The following is a 17,292-nucleotide window of genomic DNA, read 5'->3' as shown; positions in this document are numbered from 1 at the left end:
AATCCGCAGGACATTCTCTATTAGGGCATTTTCTTAACGGCAGATTATTCACCCAATTAGTGAATGGTATTCCAGCTGAATCGCATGGCTTCGCCCATTCCTTTGTCGAACGCAGCTAAAGCTTGGTATGTAGCAGGTAATGAATACGCATAATTCCGATCTGGATCGTAGATACCGTATTCCCTTAACCCAGATATGGCGCTTTCCGCTGTTTTTAGTCGCAAATTATAACTGTCGAATGTTTGATTATAGGATCCTAATGTCATTTCCTCGCATTGCTTGGATAGGCAAAGTAGGTAATGTTTGAAAGAGCTTGACTCGTTATAAGCGGTGTCGGATGGCATTGCTTTGCCAAATAATTCGCGAATAAAAGTGTCTTCGGGATAAGGAGAATCAAGTAACGAAAGCAAGCTGTCGGCATTACTGCTTTGACGAACCAAATCCAAGGTAATGACCTTGAATTCTGAAAGTGTTTGAGGGGCGTAATACCATGTGGAACGCCTACTGGGCTTATCGTTATCCTTGTCTTCGAAAGTGGAAGTATCAAAACGGCGGACGTTCAAAAAATTTCCTGCGAAAAGGTAATCGCATTTCGCCAATGCCAGAATGAGCATTTGGTGGCTTGCGTAACCGACGAATACGGTTTTATGAGCACGTTTGATACCTGCGACGAGATTCATCAGATTTAGCAGCCATAATGGCTGGTCGGTGAGATAGGCGTTATTCGGATGTTCACACACCAGGTAGATGCCTTTTACGTCCCATCCTTCAATAGCGTTGACCATATTGTCTATAGCGTTCGCATCTTTGATCACGTCAGCCTTCAAAGCAACAGTGGCGAATAAAGGCTTCTCGGGCTGAAGATTTTCCTTGTTCGACTTATTGTGCGCTGTGTCAATGATTCTATGTTCTAAATTCATCCAATCCTGATTGATTTGCGCTGTGGTTGATCCAGGCAAAATGATTCCTGAGGTACCGCACATCTGATTCAGTGTTATTAAGTGTTCAACCGTATCTTCGTAATTTGTTGCTAAATCTTCATTATTGGTATTCCAATATTTGAATCTTGCTATTTGTTTGGATGGCCGTGATACAGAAAATAATTGTGGATCAATATAGATATCATTTGTCTTTTCGGAGCCTTTTCTGTGGTAGCGTAATTGTGAAGCGTCGCGTGCCAAATAGTCTTCTGCGTTTTGGTGACCAGCGGGGACACGAACGTTTCTAGGGCTGAGAATGACCGGTTTTGGACCGATTGCATCGAATAAATCCGAAGTAACAGACTTCATGTTGTGGCCCATCTGTATACCGAATTTCATAAGAGCCTACTTTCCGAATGTCGTTTCTGCACTATGCAACCAATCCAGTGCCTCTTGGGCGTTGCGTGGTCTTTGGATTACGGATTTGCTCATCATGGATGAAAGCAGCCCCATGAATTGCGATTGTGTGTCACCGGGGATTCGAAAGTCCGTTGGGGTTAAGGTTGCAGTATTCATAAGAACGCTGAAATCGTTGTCATCGTCGCTTCGGAAAGGATTCTTACCGCTGACCAGTTCGTAGGTAACGACGGCAATGGAGAACAGATCCGCACGGGTATCTGTGTGGTGCGGGCCTCCCATAAATTGTTCCGGAGCGCAATAGCCTGGCGTCAAAGGGCTTGTCCGGCTTTCTGGAGTTATCGAGGCTGACGAAGCAAGACGAGCGATACCGAAATCGAGAAAATAGTATGTTCCGGAGGGAATGAGCATGATGTTGGCAGGTTTGATATCGCGATGGACAATGCCTTGGGCTGCAATTTCATCTATAAAATGTAGCGATTGCTCCAAAAAATCGGTTGCCTCATTCAGGTTGTAGCGTTTCCCGGACTGGATAATTTCGAACAATGTCTTTCCTGCAATTCGCTGTTCGACGAGCACTGTCGTGTCTTTGCCTTCGATATTGAGCGTTGCGACATCGTATAGTTTGGGGACGTTGACAAAATGGTGTTGCTGCAGTATTTGAATTTCCCGTTTCGAACGGGCATCACTTTGGAAAACTACTTTGACTACGACGTTGCCATATTTGGGATGAATGGCACCGTAGACTTCTTTTTGGCCACCGCGAGTAAACGGAACCTCATCAAAGGAGTCGAAAAGTGCTTTGAATTCTTTTAGTGTCATCTCTGTGGAAGTCATTGTAACGCTCCTTTGTGCCGTGGGTAATAATTATCCTATAATCTTACGCCCGATCCATTCGTTGAATTGAAGAGTCACGTAATTGCCGGGAATGGGACGTTTTTGTGCTACAGTTATCTTTTTGAAATGATCGCCGGCTATTATTCCTATCCCAAAGCGTTCTGAATTCGCAACCGTTTTGGGCGATGGGGAGTTCGCGCCAAGTAAAACGTAAGATTGCGAGGCAAACCGTGTATTGCGAAATGCCTGATGAATGGCAGTTCGATTGTCGCTCATCTTGGCTTCAATAGCGATGAGCTTGCGGATTCCGAAGAAGGAATGGAGATTTTCTGTTCTCCAGACTTTGCTACGCAAGTAAGCCATATGGCAAGTTTCCAATAAATCCAGACTATTGATGATGTCGGTTCTTTTAAAACCAAGCGAATCGTGGATTTCTCCAACATCTCGTCCCGGATACCGAATAAGGAAGGAAAGTATTCTGAAATCCTGGGTTCTTAGCTTATTGCGATCGGGTACCCAGTTGTTGATGAAGTCAGTATTGATCTGGATCTCAACGATATCGGGGTATCCAGAATCGATTTCCGGTTCCAAAAAAACAAACTTTGCCAATTTTGGCTTTTTCCTGGCATCCTGAAGTTCCAGCGAATGAATGAATCCTTTGACTAAGCTGATTTCAGGACCTTGAGTCGATTTTCTGAGGTGTAATTCTTGGTCTTGGTCACTCTTGGCAATAAGGGTAAGAGACATAAAAGCTGCCTCCCAAACACTGATACATCATGAAGATGAACACTGTAAACGGCTTGAATGCGCTGAACCACAACTCTTTCAAGCTACTGGCGGAGAATACGAGATTCGAACTCGTGAGGCTGTTACACCAACACGCTTTCCAAGCGTGCGCCATAGACCACTAGGCGAATTCTCCAGCATGCACATTGCCGGGTCTGCAAACTTTTGCAAGCAAACCTCACAACACACAACTTAAATAAGATACCATGAGCCCCCGAGCTTCGCAAGCAATTTCGTGTCGGCGTGGCGGTTCGATGATATTGCGGGCCAGCGTCAAAAAAGTGCGTTTTGTGGAACGCAACGTGTACTTTTTTGACGGTGGTGTGTGGGAAGTGCGTTTTGTGGAATGCAGCGTGCGCTTTTCTGACGTTAATGCGCGAAAAGTGCCTTATGAATGGTGTTAACTGCGTCTTTTGGCATTGGCGTCAACAAAGTGCAAGTTCAGGGGTGCAACCACTCATTCTGTGATTTCTTGATTGGTTGATGAACGCAAAATAACGCCATGTTCGCTGAAACTCTCCAATGGTAAGGAGTGCCAGCGAACATGGCGTTACTTTGCGTTCGTAAAGATTAACTGTTTTCAGTCTTCCTTGAACTTGATGTCGAAGTTGCGTTCATAGTGCAGGAACATCGTGGCGCCATAACGGTCGACGTCGCGGTGGGTGAAGAGCATGCGGATCGCGAAGGCGGTCTGTGCATCGTAGGGCAGAGACTTGAAGGCCGCGTGCGCATCCCAGTTCGGTGGCGCGATGGCCTTGTCGGGGACGTAGGCGTAGCCGTAGCCGTCCTCGTCAATATAGCCCATAAACGGCAAGTCCCAAGCGTTATGGTCGGTCAGTTCCTTCTTGAAATCCTCAACTTTGGCAAGGGCGTCGTCTCCGATACCGAATTTCCGGGCTACCTTGTTGGCCTCTGCGGTCTTTTCGGCTGCGGTCTCGCCATACAGCGCCGGATCAACGACGATGGTTTTGTCATCTGCCATGATGCACTCCTTCCTATCGGCTTTCTCGCCAATAGACGACGGGCTATTTTGTTCGATGAATGTTACAGTGAACATCCCTTTCGCAAGAACAACTCGTTCGAATCCTTCCGACACTTTGGTGTGCCGACTCACTTAGTGTAGCACATGACTATTGGCCCGAGGTTCTGAGTTTTGTGGAATCTGTCGCGATTGTGCTTATTTGCTTCAATTCCGACAAAATATAACTGATTGATGGGTTAACGTTGAATAAATGTGTTGAAGGTAACATTTAAAATGTTCGTTTTAAATTTATAAGGCAGAAATATGTGGAAAATATGGCCGACCAAACGTATTTGTCAAATATATTTAGTGAAAGGGATGGAATACACTCTGATGATTTTCGATCAAGTGTGATTAACTGTTATGATTTCGCTAATATTTCGTTCGTATGTCTGGGTTTTTCGCAATTAGCATTACTATTACATTATGTTGGATGAGTCTGTTCTTGCTATGAAGAACAGCATCTCTTCCGCCGAGTAAAGAATGAAAGCGAAAGCAAAAAAGATGGCAAATATGTCAAGCCGGGAGTCGTTGCGTGATGCAAGTGAAGCAGGTGCGGGCAAGTTGGATTCTCGATTGACGTCGACCTATTCGAAGGACGGGAAGATGAAGAACAGGTTAGTGGAGACGGCTACCAAGCTGGCGGCCGTGTTGGCGGCTCCAGCGTTGGGGCTGGCGTTGACTGCGGTTCCGGCGCAGGCGGCGAGCGATACGAACCTGAGCGGTTTCGACCAGGCCGGTATCGGTTCGGCGGCGTCTAGCACGCTCAACGGTGGGCAGCAGAGTGGATTTAGCACCCAGACCATTGGCAATCAAAAGGTCTCTCCAGCTGCCAATGCGCCGAAAGACGTGATGCCAGACAACCCGAGCCAGAAGCTGCCGGACAAGGTCAGCGCTGCCGTGCCGGACGATGCGACGGTGGTTTCCAAGAATCTGGCCGTGACCACAGATGGCCAGGTCAAAAACGTTGAGACCGGCAAGCCCGTGACGGACCCGAAGCTGGTAGGTACTGCGGATCAGCAGCCTGATCCGCTGGCCAAGACCGACGGCAAGCGGTTTATTCCGGTCGAGGCCAATAAAGTCAAGAAAGCCGTTGAAAAGAACGGCGGCGATGCAGACGCGACGAATGGCAGTAATAGCGGCAGTAACACTAACAACGAAAGTAATAGTAGCAGTAACAGCAGCAACGGTAGCAATAGCGCCGATTCCTCTTCGGCGTCCGCCAAGGTGCGTGGTGCCGTAGACGTCGAAACCAACAAGCAGACGTCCAGCGTCGCCTCGGGCGTCAAGACCGGGAAGCACACGACAGGCGGCAATGTGCGCAACGTTGCTTTGCAGAACAACCAATACGGTGCCTATTGGGGTTGGTACAACAACACTCCGGCATTCTTCGAGCGGGGAGGCAATCTCTTTGCCCAACAGGCCAAGGGAGTAGTCGATGTTTCCGAACATCAGGGCACGATTGACTGGCAAGCAGCTAAAAATGCGGGTGTCGAAGGCGCCATCATCCGTATCGCTTACGGCTGGAACAATCGTTACGATTACCAGGCTTTGCGCAACATCAGCGAGTGCAAGCGTTTAGGCATTCCCTTTGGCATTTACCTATATTCATATGCATATGATAATAATTCGGCTCAGGCTGAAGGCAATGATACGGTCAACAAGCTTCGTGCAGCGGGGGTGAATCCCGGCGATTTGAGCTATCCCGTCTTCTACGACCTTGAGAAGTGGTCTTGGACAGGTCACACGCCGCCCACCAATCCTTGGGTATACGACGGCATTGTAAAGACGTGGTGGAACGCCTTGCTGCAGGGCGGTTATAACAACCTGTCAGTTTATTCCTATACGTATTATCTGAATACGGCTTTGAACACACCTGATGTACGCTCTAATACGCGTTGGGTGGCGAGTTACGGAGCTCGCACTGGCTTTGGCTTTTCCTCTAATGATCGCGGTTGGCAGTATTCCGACGACGGTTGGATTGACGGCATCGGCAACGTCGACCACAATGCCTTCGGCAACCTGAATTATGTATCCAGTGCGCCCAACATTGCTGCGTATCAGGCTTCATCGCTTCCCAACGATACATATTTTATCAGCTCATCGCTCAGGGACTCGGCAGGTCTCGATATCCCGGGTGGCTCGAACAATGCTGGTGCCAAGATTCAGTTGTACGATGCAAACCAGTCAGCGGCGCAGCAGTATAAGCTGACTCGCCATGGCGATGATGGCACGTATGAAATCCGGAATGTTGATTCAGGTAAAGTATTGGATATTCCTAATGGGAATGCATACCCTGGTGCCCCGGTTCAGCAATATGATTCAAATGATAGTAATGCGCAGCGATGGTATCTACGCAATACAGGTCAGGGTGGCATGTATATTCAATCGAAGCTAGGGAACTTTGTACTAGATCTTCCTTCTGCTCAAACGTGGAATGGTACTCGGTTGCAGCTATGGGAGCCGAATTTCACCCGAGCTCAGCAATTTCTGTTCAGCACTGTTGTTGATTTGCCAAGCGGATATGTGCGTATCACTTCTACCGCCAATGGCAGCATGGTGATGGATGTTCCGTGGGGATCTCAAGCCGACGGTGCACATATACAGACCTATACGTCGAACGATACTGATGCGCAAAAGTTTACGTTCCGTCAGGTCGGTAATGCCGTCTATGAAATCATCAATGCCCATTCGGGTAAAGCTGTTGACTTGACTTGGGGTTCTACAAACAATGGTACTGCAATCCAGCAGTACTCCCGGAATAATTCTTGTTCGCAGCATTGGCTTGTTCGTCAGCAAGGTGTTGGACGGTATTCGTTCTATTCGGGATGTGCTGCAGACAAGGCAATTGACGTTCCTGGAGGTTGGGCCAAAAACGGTGCAGCTTTGCAAATTTACGACGGTAACGGCACTGCTGCTCAGAAGTGGTGGCTAACTCCGGTAAAGACGAGCTGGCAGTATACAGATGATCTTGCTGCCGCGCATCGTTCGGAAATTTCAGACGGGGTCTACAGCTTTGGTTCGAAAAACAAATCGTCCCAGGTGCTTGACGTTTCCGGCGGATCGCTTGGCAACTCTGCTCGTGTACAGCTATATGGTCGTAACTGGACGGGTGCTCAGAGTTGGCGGATAAGCCACGACTCCACCGGATATGTGACACTGACTAACACTCAGTCCGGGAAAGTTTTGGACGTTCCTGGAGGAGCGGATCAGGCAGGTGTCGGTCTGCAGCAATACCAATCTAATCATACTCGTGCGCAGAAGTGGATTGCTGTTCGAGACGGCAACGCTTATAAATTCGTTTCGGCCATTGATACGAATCTGGTCCTTGATGTGAATGGAGGTTCTACAGCCAACGGTGCGGTTGTACAGCTTTATTACAGTAACGATACTTATGCGCAACGTTGGTATGCATTGCAGTGATTGTCACCTATCTTGAACCGACTGATGAGTGAATGCCCACTGCACAGAATCGATGGGTAAATCGTTCTGGCTTCCTGAAATAAAATTCAGGAAGCCAGAACGTTACATTCTTAAGCATTCATATATCAGACTTTTGTGTGAACTTACCAAGTCCATAGGATTTTGTTGATAAGCCGATTTTTAAAGTCTCTTGCTCATACGGTGAAGCATCGAGAATTTGTTGGAATCCAGGATAGAGGTCTTTCGCTCGTTTTTGGCGATGACATCAAGAATGATGCCAGTGATGATTAATAGCAGCCCCGCAATGACTAGCATGACTGCGCCGATAAGCGTTGGGAAGCGAGCGACCATTCCTGTCCTCCAGAAGTCAAACATCACGCTCAACATGAATCCCAAACCCACAAGTGTGACCACACTACCGAGGCCTCCGAAAAATGGCAGTGGCTTGTACTCCCGAATCATCTGGAATATGGTGTTAAGAACTTTGATACCGTCGCCGACTGTGTCGAGCTTGCTGACGGAGCCTTCGGGTCGATCGCGATACTGAATCGGCATCTCGTAAATACGTAAGTTGTTATTAAGACTGTGAATCGTCATCTCGGTTTCGATTTCGAAACCGCATGAAAGCACTGGATAGGTTTTTACAAAGGTGAAGGAAAACGCTCGATACCCGGTCATGATGTCATGGACATATGCACCAAAGAGAAAATTGATTGAGCCCCTTACTAGTCGATTGCCGAAATTGTGGAAAGGACGCTTGTTTTCCTCGAAATATGTGGAACTCAGTCGGTCACCAATGACCATGTCGTAGCCCTCGGAGATTTTGGAAATCATATCTGGCGCGGCTTCTGCAGGATATGTATCGTCCCCATCAGCCATCACGTAAATGTCGGCATCGATGTCTTCAAACATCGCACGAATGACATTGCCTTTGCCTTGCCGCGGTTCCTTACGGACAATTGCTCCGGCTGTTTTGGCGATTTCAGCGGTTTTATCAGTGGAATTATTGTCGTAAACATAGATGTCGGCGTTAGGTAACGACTCTTTGAAGTCATGTACGACTTTTCCGATGGTGACTTCCTCGTTATAGCAAGGCAGTAGCACGGCGATAGTCTGAGGAGTATTCAGCATAGTAACCACTATACTGAATAGGTATCCCGAGGACATGGGAATTCTATGTTTTATGCTAGTTTTACAGGATGATGGGTTTTCAACGATAAACCTTTAAAAACAGTTTTGTATTTTATGTTTGATAATGAGGCCGTTATGGAGCAGACAGCAGCCAATGAACATCCTAGGAGAGACAGTAAGGGTTTTGGGTTGCTAGGTATTGTCATATCTTTATTAATGGCAACGCTGGTACTGATTTTTGTAGTTCCTGGACTTGGAGAAGTAGAACAGGCTGTAGGTTTGCACGCCATATTGAACAACGCCATCAACGGTGTTGCATCTGCAGGTGCCCTTGCTTCATTTGCGGCCTGGCTTGTCTTCTTTATGCTCTATTGGAAAGGTTCGCAAGCGATATCGCGACGTTCGTTGCGGGAAAGTTGCATATTTACCGTAGTTGCGTTGCTGTTATCGGCCACGGTCTGCTTCACAGGAACTTGGGCCACATTGGATGGGGAGCATACAGGTTTTCCTTGGTATTCCAGCGGGACGTATCCATTCGACAGACCTTCGTTTTCGTTCTTCTTTGTTATTCGGCTGATTGCCGTCGGCTCATTACTGCTGATGGCATGGGCATTGATTACCGATGCGCTTGAACATAGGCGCAGCAATGGGATTAATGCACTTCAGTATTCCAACGAAAATCAAGAGAGCAAAGCTTCAGGCTTCATCAAAACGTTGAAGCGATATGTGCCTTCTCTGAGGCTGAATGCACGCAGTGTCGCGATTTACACCGTGTTGGTGACGATCTGCTGGTTGCCGATTCTATATATAAATGGCCCGGTAATCGTGAATATCGATACGGTGCTTCAGCTTATCCAAGGCAAAGGTTCGAGGATTTGGGACCCGATGACGATGCAGTGGCTGGACGGCTACGTACTTCAGGATCATCACCCCGTTTTCGATACTCTGATTTATGTTGGTTTTGATCGCTTGGGGCTGCTTTTGGGCCATGAAGTCGTGGGTTTGCAGATTCTCATCGTTTTGCAAGCCATTATTACGGCCTTTGCAGTTGTGCTGAGCCTCGCCTGGTGCTTCAGCCGAGTGAAGAACATACCTGCGTTGGTTCAGGTTTGCGGTGTTGCGTTCGTTATTCTCGTCCCCACGTTCTCCACGGTTTCCACCGTCATCGTCAAAGACAGCACTTGGGCTCCTCTCTTCCTTTTGTGGGCGATCGCCTTTGCGGAATTCATCTACCGTAAGCAGTCGGAAAAACCGGTAAGCTGGAAATTCATCACCCTGTTTGTAGTCTTGGCTATTTTTGCCGGGCTGAGCAAGAAACCGTCGATTTACATCACCACCGGTGCCACGTTTATCGTGCTGATTTTCATGAGTGGTCGTCTCAAGACTTTGGTCGCTACGCTGGTGCCGGCAGGAATATGCTTGGTGTTGATTCCAGGCTTATTGTTCCCAGCGCTGCATATTGCACCTGGTGGTCCTCAGGAATCGTTGTCTATGCCAATTCAGCAAGTCACCAAGGTGCTGATTGATCATCAGGACCAACTTTCCCGGAAAGATTTACATACCATATCGAAGGTTCTCGATATCAAGGAAGCAAAGAAAAATTGGAACCCGTTGAGCGCCGATTTTGCCAAGCATTATGGCTATAAGCCTTCATCGAGCAAAGTGGACAGGTCGGCATTCAACAAATTGTGGGTTGCTTTGGCGTTTCGATATCCCGGTTCTTATATCAATGCGATATCGTACGTCCGTAATCCCTTCGTTCTAGGTGAAACATATTATCAGACCGGACCTGTCAAATGCGGATGGGACGGAGCCGGAACGAACAATGTGAAGGTGCTGCCTGAGTTCAAGACCTGCACGCTTTCTAAACAGCAGGAGCATCTCGGCAAGCCTTTCGTCAATGTCATGAATCGCATCCCACCGTTTTCTCTTCTTGGAGCAGAGGTGCTTTATGTAGTCTGGGTTCCGTTGTTGGCCTTGGCGCTGGTCGTCGTCCGTAAGCGTTGGAAGTCGCTGATGTACTTTGCTCCCGTTCTTATGCAAGTTTTGGTTCAAGTTATGGTACCTGCGTACCAGAATCGCTATACGCTTGGGTTGCTGTTCACAGTATTCCTGACCATGGCGATACCCTTTTTGTGTTCGGATCAGTCGACAGAGACGACTGAAATGGCGAAAGATATGGAAGATATCGGTGAGAGCCGACCGGACCAATAGTTCGGCAGAAGGGGTAATCGGGATAGAAATAATAGACCGGTTTATCGGCGAATGCGGATGCCATCATCAAACTGTATCGGCGATTATATAGAATATGAGCATTCAGAAGGTCTTCAACCAAGGTGGGAAGAAACATTTTGAAACGCAAACAACGTATAGCAGGATATGATCTGGCCAAAGCGCTGTCAATGATTCTTGTCATCCTTTTGCACCTTTCTTTCTATACATATGAATGGCCGAATAATGCTGCCGGAGACTTACTCCTCGCTCCTGATGGCATCTGTATTCCTCTGTTTTTTGCGGTGAATGGTGCATTGCTGCTGCCGAGACCGTTGAATATGAAAAAGCATGTCCACAAGCTGGTCGTTATGGTGGTGATCATGGAATTGTGGAAGCTGCTGGTCGCTTTGTTCTTTGTATGGGCAAGTCGTCCGCACCCGTTTACGGCCAAAGAATTCGTGGGCTATATGCTTGGTGGAACCTTAGGCACCAATCCTACTGGGCATTTCTGGTTTATCAATGCGTTGATTGCTGTTTATTTGGTATACCCTCTCATAAAACGTGCATATGATTCTTCTTACGGTTCGGCTTTTAAATGGGTGACTGTGGTTCTCGGGCTCTTCTATATCATCGTTCCGTCGCTTGCCTATTTGTTAAACATATTGACCGTAATGACAAATCATGATGTCAGCTCACTATTCAGCGGGATTGATGACTACAACATTTTCGGCAAATATGGGTACACACTTTTCTATTTTATGGTTGGAGGCATGTTCTCGAATCAATCGACAAAGCAGAAGCTGGAACATGTCAAAGGACGTATGGGGAACCGTCTGATAGTTCCTGTGGCGGTTGTGACGCTTCTGGTATGCTTCGGCCTGGATTATGGCATTAATAGATTTGGCCGTTCTGTCAAAGGCACACAATACGAGGCTTTGGGATACCCCAATGGTTATCTGATGCTGACCACCTGCATTGCCGCGTTGCTTGTTTTTGCACTCCTGCTACCCGTGCAGGTGCCACATTGGAGCCAAAGACTCGTCACCATACTGGGTTCCAGCACATTCGGCGTCTATATGCTGCATGTGCCGATATTGGTGATTATCGGCAAGCTTCAGCATCATGGTTTTATGATGGGCAACGTGCTTCCGGGCTGGCTGATGCCGTTCTGGAATGTGGTGCTGGTTTTGCTGATTTATGTGGTTTGCGTCTTCGTTTCACATTGGGGCGCAAAAATTCCGGTGGTTGGCAGATTATTCACCTTCAAGTAATAGTGGGCTTCGTCCTTCTGTGATTCCGGTTAAGACATGATTCATGTGTCTTTGCCCCAATCCGTAAAACTGCCGGCGATGTAGATTGCAGAATGTTCGACTTAGTGTTTCAAGGCAAGGATTTTGCGTTCCAACGGATGGACGATAAGCGTGTCGAGCACAAATGTGACCAAGGATGCTACAGCGTAGACGATTAGCACGCTTGCGGCAAAGATTAAAATCTTCGACAGATTGGAATGCGGCACTGGAAATATGCCTGTCACGGCAGGCCAAATGAGGTGATAAAGGAACATATTCTCATGCAGGAGGTAAACGCCGAATGTAGAAGCAGCGAGTTTGAGCGTAAAGATTGCTAATGGGTGCGGAACATGGGTCATGTCAACTTTATTGACCAGAATGAAAATCGCTGCGCCGATAATCATAGGCAGAAACTGAATTCCTGGTCGTGCCTGATTACGCCAGCCAAGCAACGTTACTACTTGGGAATCGCTCATAAGTACATGATTAAACAGAACCAAGAAAACCGTAGTAGCAATAATGGCTATCCAAAGGTATCGGGTCTTCAGCAATTGTCCATGTGAAGGGGCATATTTACGTATCCAGCCGCCCACCATATAACCAAGTACGGCGTATGTGACATCGTTCCATGCTCCGGCGCGTCCAAAGAAAATGACCCAGATTCCGAAGACAGCGAGAATCCCGATGAAAGCATTTATATAACATTCCGAAAGGTTTTCAAATAGGGTATTGAGGAATGGCAGAAGCAATAGCATGCAAATATAGGCCGTGATAAACCAATAGGTTCCATAGAAAAACGGGACTATTGTAGCGCACACAGTGCGAATCAAATCCTCGCCATGGAACGAAGTACTGATGTCCGCAGGGAGGTCAACCGCAAAAGAAGCGGCGACAACCCCTGCGAGAACCAATACACCATAGATGAACATCTGGAACCATGTTTTGAATATTCTTGTCCAATTGAATTTCTTATTGACAAGGAAAAACCCAGAGATGATGAAAAAAATGGACACGCCTACCTGCCCATATTGCACAACCAGATAAAACAAGGAGGATTTCCATCCTGGTTTGTAGATGGATTGATGGTCTGCATTGAGCATCCACGTAATGTGGAGCATCCCGTGGCAAGCGACAATCAGCAGCATGGCGAAAATGCGAAGCACCTCGACGTTCAGATTGCGTGTCTGTTTAGTTTTTTCCAAGATTCCTCAATGCTTGATCAGCCGACATTATTGCGTATTTGATACTTGACAGAATATCTAGAGATAAGTATAAATGCGCCCATTCTCAGGCTTCGTCAATGAGCCGGTGCATCGCTGCGACGCTCTGTGGCGACTGGATATAGTCGTCGGCGACGTGCTCGTGGGAATTGATGTCCTTCGGGATGGCCATGTAGTCGCCGTAAAGCCTCGAAAGATATTGTTTCCAACCGTTCGGCACGGGAATTTCGAGGTTTCTGAAGGGCAGATGATCAGCCGGCAGCCATTTTTCGATTGGATAAGGCCCGGACGGATGCGCGTCGTCGATGTTTTCTGGCCCTCCGACCAGGCACGTGGCCCCTGTCTGCTCCGGTAGGATGTCGCAGGTCGCCTTGAGATCGTCCAATTGCGCATCGAGCGTCGCTTCGAGCCGGGGGGCCAGAGAGTCCGAACTCGGAAGATACGGGGTTTGTGGCCATGCGGTATCGCTGAAATTCCGGCGAATCTCAGCGACGAAGCTTTTCCTCTGCTCTGTGCCTGCGTCCCAGACCTGCTGAGGGTCGCCTTTGGCCCAGTCAAGGGTGAAGAGGTCGATGAAGCAGGGGTTGTCCTCGTCGGTGGAACGGAAACGTATCTGTTTGCAGGCAACGTACCAATCCCAGAGGACGGTGACCCGGAAACGCTTGTCTTCGCGCGTGACCTGTTCTAGCTTGCGCAATTGGTCACGGGTGATGTAAACGTCGATATCGTCGTCCCAGGGAATGAAGTCCTGATGGCGATAGGCTCCCAGAATGGTGCCGCTGCTGCCCCAATAGAGGATGTCGTGCTGCCGGCAGAGGGCATCGAATTGCGAGAACAGAGCCGCTTCTGCATCCTGGAAGAGTTTGTGGATACCGGTCGGTTTGGGCAGCCCTCGGAAGAAACGCAGTTGTGCTTGCTCGATGCTTTCGCCGTCACGACGGAACATCTGCCAGTAAAGCATCATGTCGCGGTCCTGCTCGTAGGAATGCTCCTGCTGGGAGGCCTCCTGCAAATTCTCGACCAAAGAGATGAGCCGTTCGTTTTGGTTGGCAAGATTTTGCGTCTGCGCTTCAAGGTTGCGTACCTGCGCTTCAAGGCCGTCGATTCGCCGGTTGGCGCTGGTTTCGAAAGCATGGAACGAGCGCGAGGAGGGGGGCAATAGACGTTGTTTCATATTGGTGACTAGACGCATCGTTGTTTCCATTCCTCTTTCGCTTATTGGTTTCAGCATAGCGCAAAATGCTCATTTTGTCGTTTTGCATCTGGATAGTGCAAAGTATTGGTACCTATATCCGGCGAACGAACGTTTTTAAACGTCTTCGAGTATCATTGGTCATTATGTGTGATTTTTTTAGGATTTCCGCCGGCGATCAAGCCAAACTTGACTCGCTCAGCAAGAGATTGCGGCGTCTTGTCGTAGGGGCGATGAACTACAACGCGCTGATTCAGCCCGGTAGGACGCTTGTTTTCAAGCTGTATATGGGGGAGAAGTGGCAGTATCCTAGGCTGACGGATCTGACCACACTTAATGGTCTACTCACCCGTGAAGCGGGGCTTAAACCTTTTGAGGAATTGTCCATGACCTCGACCGTTGAGCCCGGATCCGCATATCCTCCGCAATATTTTGATCAGGATCAGCAGGTCATTGACACGGGCGTTCGCTATTTGTTGCTGACTCCGGATGATGCGACTGACAAGGATGTGGAAAGCAAGCATCCGAATGACGGTCCTAGGGCCAAGCTTTACAATGCTCTTGAGCTGTCCTTCCCTACGCAGTTCGACGTCTTCCGCGATACCAAGCGCAGCATCCGCGAATATCTTGGCAGGAAGCCTGTCAAGCCATGGATTCCTCGAACCGTGGAAAGGGAGAACGCTTGGTCCGGGCATCATCATCCGGTCGTGGAGATCAAACCGGGCAAGGCTCCTGCAGGTTCCAGAAAGGCCGTCATCATCGCGATGCATTGGTTCCAGGCAGGTGGCGCGGAACGCTGGGCCTTGGAAACCGTGAAGCTGGTCAAACAAGCCGGTTTCTACCCGATTGTCATTACCGACCGAGACGGCCACCAGCCTTGGATTACCAGACCGGAATTTGATGACGCGCTGCTGCTTCCGCTTACCGCACCTTTGCAGGAACGTCCTGGCGACGCCCCGTTGCTGCGTGCGCTTTTCGAGCATTTCGACATCAGGGGCATTTTGATTCATCATTGCCAGTGGATGTATGACAGAGCGTGGTGGGTCAAGAAATACTTCCCGCAAACGAAAATTGTCGATTCGCTTCACATCGTGGAGTACTTCTTCCGAGGCGGTTATCCGCACGAATCGGCCATACGCGACCAATGGATCGATCTTCACCATGTGATTTCGCCGCAGTTGCGGCACTGGCTGGTTGATATCCACCATCTCGATGGCAAGAAGGTCGTCGTGGCCCCTCTCGTCGGATTGACCGCAGATGCCGAAAAGGCGACATTCAAGCCCAGAGATGTGAGCAAGCCCCTGACTGTCGCGTTCGTCGGCCGCATGGTGCGCCAGAAGCGCCCTGAGGCGTTTATCCTTACTGCCCATGCCTTGCAGCAAGCGCGTCCTGGCAAGTTTCGGTTCATCATGCAGGGCAACGGGGATATGGATATTTTCGCCGATACCCTAATCAAACGCTACAATCTCGGCAAGGTTCTGGAACGGCGTTCGATGGCAACTCCTGTGGCAAAGACCTATGAGGATGCCGACGTGCTGTTGGTTTCTTCGATCAACGAAGGCATAACACTTACGACCATCGAGGCGCTTTCCGCCGGTATCCCTGTGATTTCCGCCGATGTAGGTTCGCAGTCGACGCTGGTCCCCAAGCAGGGGCTTTTGCGGCGTATGACATCAAAGATGGTGCATGATGCCCAATCCGCGTTGACGCATCTGGCCGACAGCGAAGACAATCGGAAACAGCTATGGGTGGCTGAAGAGAACAGGCTGGAGAAGTTCTCGCAGCTCGAATCGGCGGATGACCTGTTCGCACGAATGCTTAAGGGATGGAACAAGTAAGATGGCTGAAGATAAACGAAAAATAGCCGCGGTCGTAGTGACTTTCAATCGCCTCGACAAACTCAAGACCGTGCTTCATTGCTTGGAGACGCAGACCCGTCTGCCCGACCAGCTCATCATCGTGAACAATGCGGCGACCGATGGTACTGACAAGTATCTGGAAAAGTATCAGAAAGATTTCAAGCTTGGCGACAAGATTCAGCTTGATATCGTCACCTTGCCGGAAAACGTCGGCGGCGCCGGCGGTTTTTCGGCTGGTATGCGACGTTCATACGAGCTCGGCGCCGATTTCGCGTGGATTTTTGACGACGACGGCTATCCGCAGCCGGACGCTTTGGAAAAGCTGGTGGACGGTTACGACGCGGCCTCCGAGAAAATGGGTACTGATATTCCTTTCGCGTGTTCATTGGTCAAGTTTATTGACGGTACGATTTCCGAGATGAACAATCCGGTTACCACGTGGGACTGGGGTAGGCTTATGGCTCAAGGGCTCAACATCGCGCTGGTTAGTCGCTGCTCCTTCGTCTCCGTGCTTATCCCGCGCTGGGTCATGGAGGATTATGGCCTGCCGTACAAGGAATATTTCATCTGGTTCGACGACGCGGAATACACCATGCGCATCACCAAGGCGTGCCCTGGCATCCAGGTGATGGACAGTGTCGTGCTGCACGATATGGGCTCCAACAAAGGTGTCAACTATTCGATGATCGATGACAAGAACATCTGGAAATTCGAGTATGGCGCTCGCAACGAGGGCTCTTTCCACTTGCACCACGAAGGCGTTTATCAATACGCGCGCTTCGTTGCGATGGTGAGGAACAACATGCATCGGGGGCATGTGGCAAAGCCCTTGCAGAAGCGGGTCTACAAGAAGCTCCGCGAGGCTTGGGGCTTCAACCCGCAGGTCGATTATCCGCAGGTTCCTGTCAAACGGTAGGTCCGTTTTCTCGTAGTAACGTGAAGTCGGCATAACATGCCGAGCCGTTGATTACTGGCTTGAAATA

The 17,292-nt window shown here is 49.0% G+C and carries 12 protein-coding genes and 1 tRNA gene; 5 read left to right on the top strand and 8 right to left on the bottom strand.

The annotated features are described in order from the left end of the window. Window positions 1–56: 56 nt before the first annotated feature. The 5 genes from OZX67_RS08765 to OZX67_RS08745 all read right to left on the bottom strand — a co-directional run bounded on the left by OZX67_RS08765 (window position 57) and on the right by OZX67_RS08745 (window position 3,942). Complete coding sequence (locus tag OZX67_RS08765) at window positions 57–1,319, bottom strand: hypothetical protein (protein WP_277142665.1); 1,263 nt, start codon at window positions 1,317–1,319, stop codon at window positions 57–59. A 6-nt stretch (window positions 1,320–1,325) separates the two neighbouring features. Then, window positions 1,326–2,174, bottom strand: a complete 849-nt coding sequence (locus tag OZX67_RS08760) for a serine/threonine-protein kinase (RefSeq protein ID WP_277142663.1) — start codon at window positions 2,172–2,174, stop codon at window positions 1,326–1,328. 30 nt (window positions 2,175–2,204) lie between these two features. Beyond that, window positions 2,205–2,921: a hypothetical protein gene (locus tag OZX67_RS08755; RefSeq protein WP_277142660.1), complete on the bottom strand. Its 717-nt coding sequence runs from the start codon at window positions 2,919–2,921 to the stop codon at window positions 2,205–2,207. Window positions 2,922–3,008: 87 nt separating this feature from the next. Beyond that, window positions 3,009–3,096 (bottom strand) — tRNA-Ser (locus tag OZX67_RS08750). A gap of 444 nt (window positions 3,097–3,540) precedes the next feature. Beyond that, window positions 3,541–3,942: a glycerophosphodiester phosphodiesterase gene (locus OZX67_RS08745; RefSeq protein WP_277142659.1), complete on the bottom strand. Its 402-nt coding sequence runs from the start codon at window positions 3,940–3,942 to the stop codon at window positions 3,541–3,543. A gap of 522 nt (window positions 3,943–4,464) precedes the next feature. Between OZX67_RS08745 and OZX67_RS08740 the strand changes: the two genes are divergently transcribed. Continuing rightward, window positions 4,465–7,404 carry an RICIN domain-containing protein gene (locus tag OZX67_RS08740; protein WP_277142656.1) on the top strand — a complete coding sequence of 980 codons (2,940 nt, stop codon included), beginning with the start codon at window positions 4,465–4,467 and terminating at the stop codon, window positions 7,402–7,404. Window positions 7,405–7,584: 180 nt separating this feature from the next. Here OZX67_RS08740 and OZX67_RS08735 read toward each other — a convergent pair whose 3' ends face one another. Beyond that, complete coding sequence (locus OZX67_RS08735) at window positions 7,585–8,535, bottom strand: glycosyltransferase family 2 protein (RefSeq protein ID WP_277142654.1); 951 nt, start codon at window positions 8,533–8,535, stop codon at window positions 7,585–7,587. A 135-nt stretch (window positions 8,536–8,670) separates the two neighbouring features. Between OZX67_RS08735 and OZX67_RS08730 the strand changes: the two genes are divergently transcribed. Beyond that, window positions 8,671–10,749: a DUF6020 family protein gene (locus OZX67_RS08730; protein ID WP_277142652.1), complete on the top strand. Its 2,079-nt coding sequence runs from the start codon at window positions 8,671–8,673 to the stop codon at window positions 10,747–10,749. A 137-nt stretch (window positions 10,750–10,886) separates the two neighbouring features. Then, on the top strand, window positions 10,887–12,020 hold the full coding sequence (locus OZX67_RS08725) for an acyltransferase (protein WP_277142650.1): 1,134 nt from the start codon (window positions 10,887–10,889) through the stop codon (window positions 12,018–12,020). Between the two features lie 101 nt (window positions 12,021–12,121). On the opposite strand, the gene OZX67_RS08720 is transcribed toward OZX67_RS08725, so the two are convergent. Both OZX67_RS08720 and OZX67_RS08715 read right to left on the bottom strand, forming a co-directional pair. Then, the gene (locus OZX67_RS08720) at window positions 12,122–13,240 is read right to left on the bottom strand and encodes an acyltransferase (RefSeq protein ID WP_277142648.1); all 1,119 of its coding nucleotides are present in this window, start codon (window positions 13,238–13,240) and stop codon (window positions 12,122–12,124) included. Window positions 13,241–13,325: 85 nt separating this feature from the next. Beyond that, entirely contained in the window at window positions 13,326–14,462 is a 1,137-nt protein-coding gene (locus OZX67_RS08715) for a LicD family protein (protein ID WP_277142646.1), read from the bottom strand. A 221-nt stretch (window positions 14,463–14,683) separates the two neighbouring features. Between OZX67_RS08715 and OZX67_RS08710 the strand changes: the two genes are divergently transcribed. Together OZX67_RS08710 and OZX67_RS08705 are read left to right on the top strand one after the other, a co-directional pair. Then, a complete protein-coding gene (locus OZX67_RS08710; protein ID WP_277142643.1) occupies window positions 14,684–16,288 on the top strand; it encodes a glycosyltransferase in 1,605 nt (534 codons plus the stop codon). Between the two features lies 1 nt (window position 16,289). Next, window positions 16,290–17,225, top strand: a complete 936-nt coding sequence (locus OZX67_RS08705) for a glycosyltransferase family 2 protein (protein WP_277142642.1) — start codon at window positions 16,290–16,292, stop codon at window positions 17,223–17,225. The last annotated feature ends 67 nt before the right edge of the window (window positions 17,226–17,292 follow it).

This window comes from Bifidobacterium sp. ESL0728, from assembly GCF_029392015.1.
In the GTDB taxonomy this organism is placed as follows: Bacteria; Actinomycetota; Actinomycetes; order Actinomycetales; family Bifidobacteriaceae; genus Bifidobacterium.
Note: the sequence above shows the minus strand (reverse complement) of the source record. Positions and strands in the feature narration are given on the sequence as shown.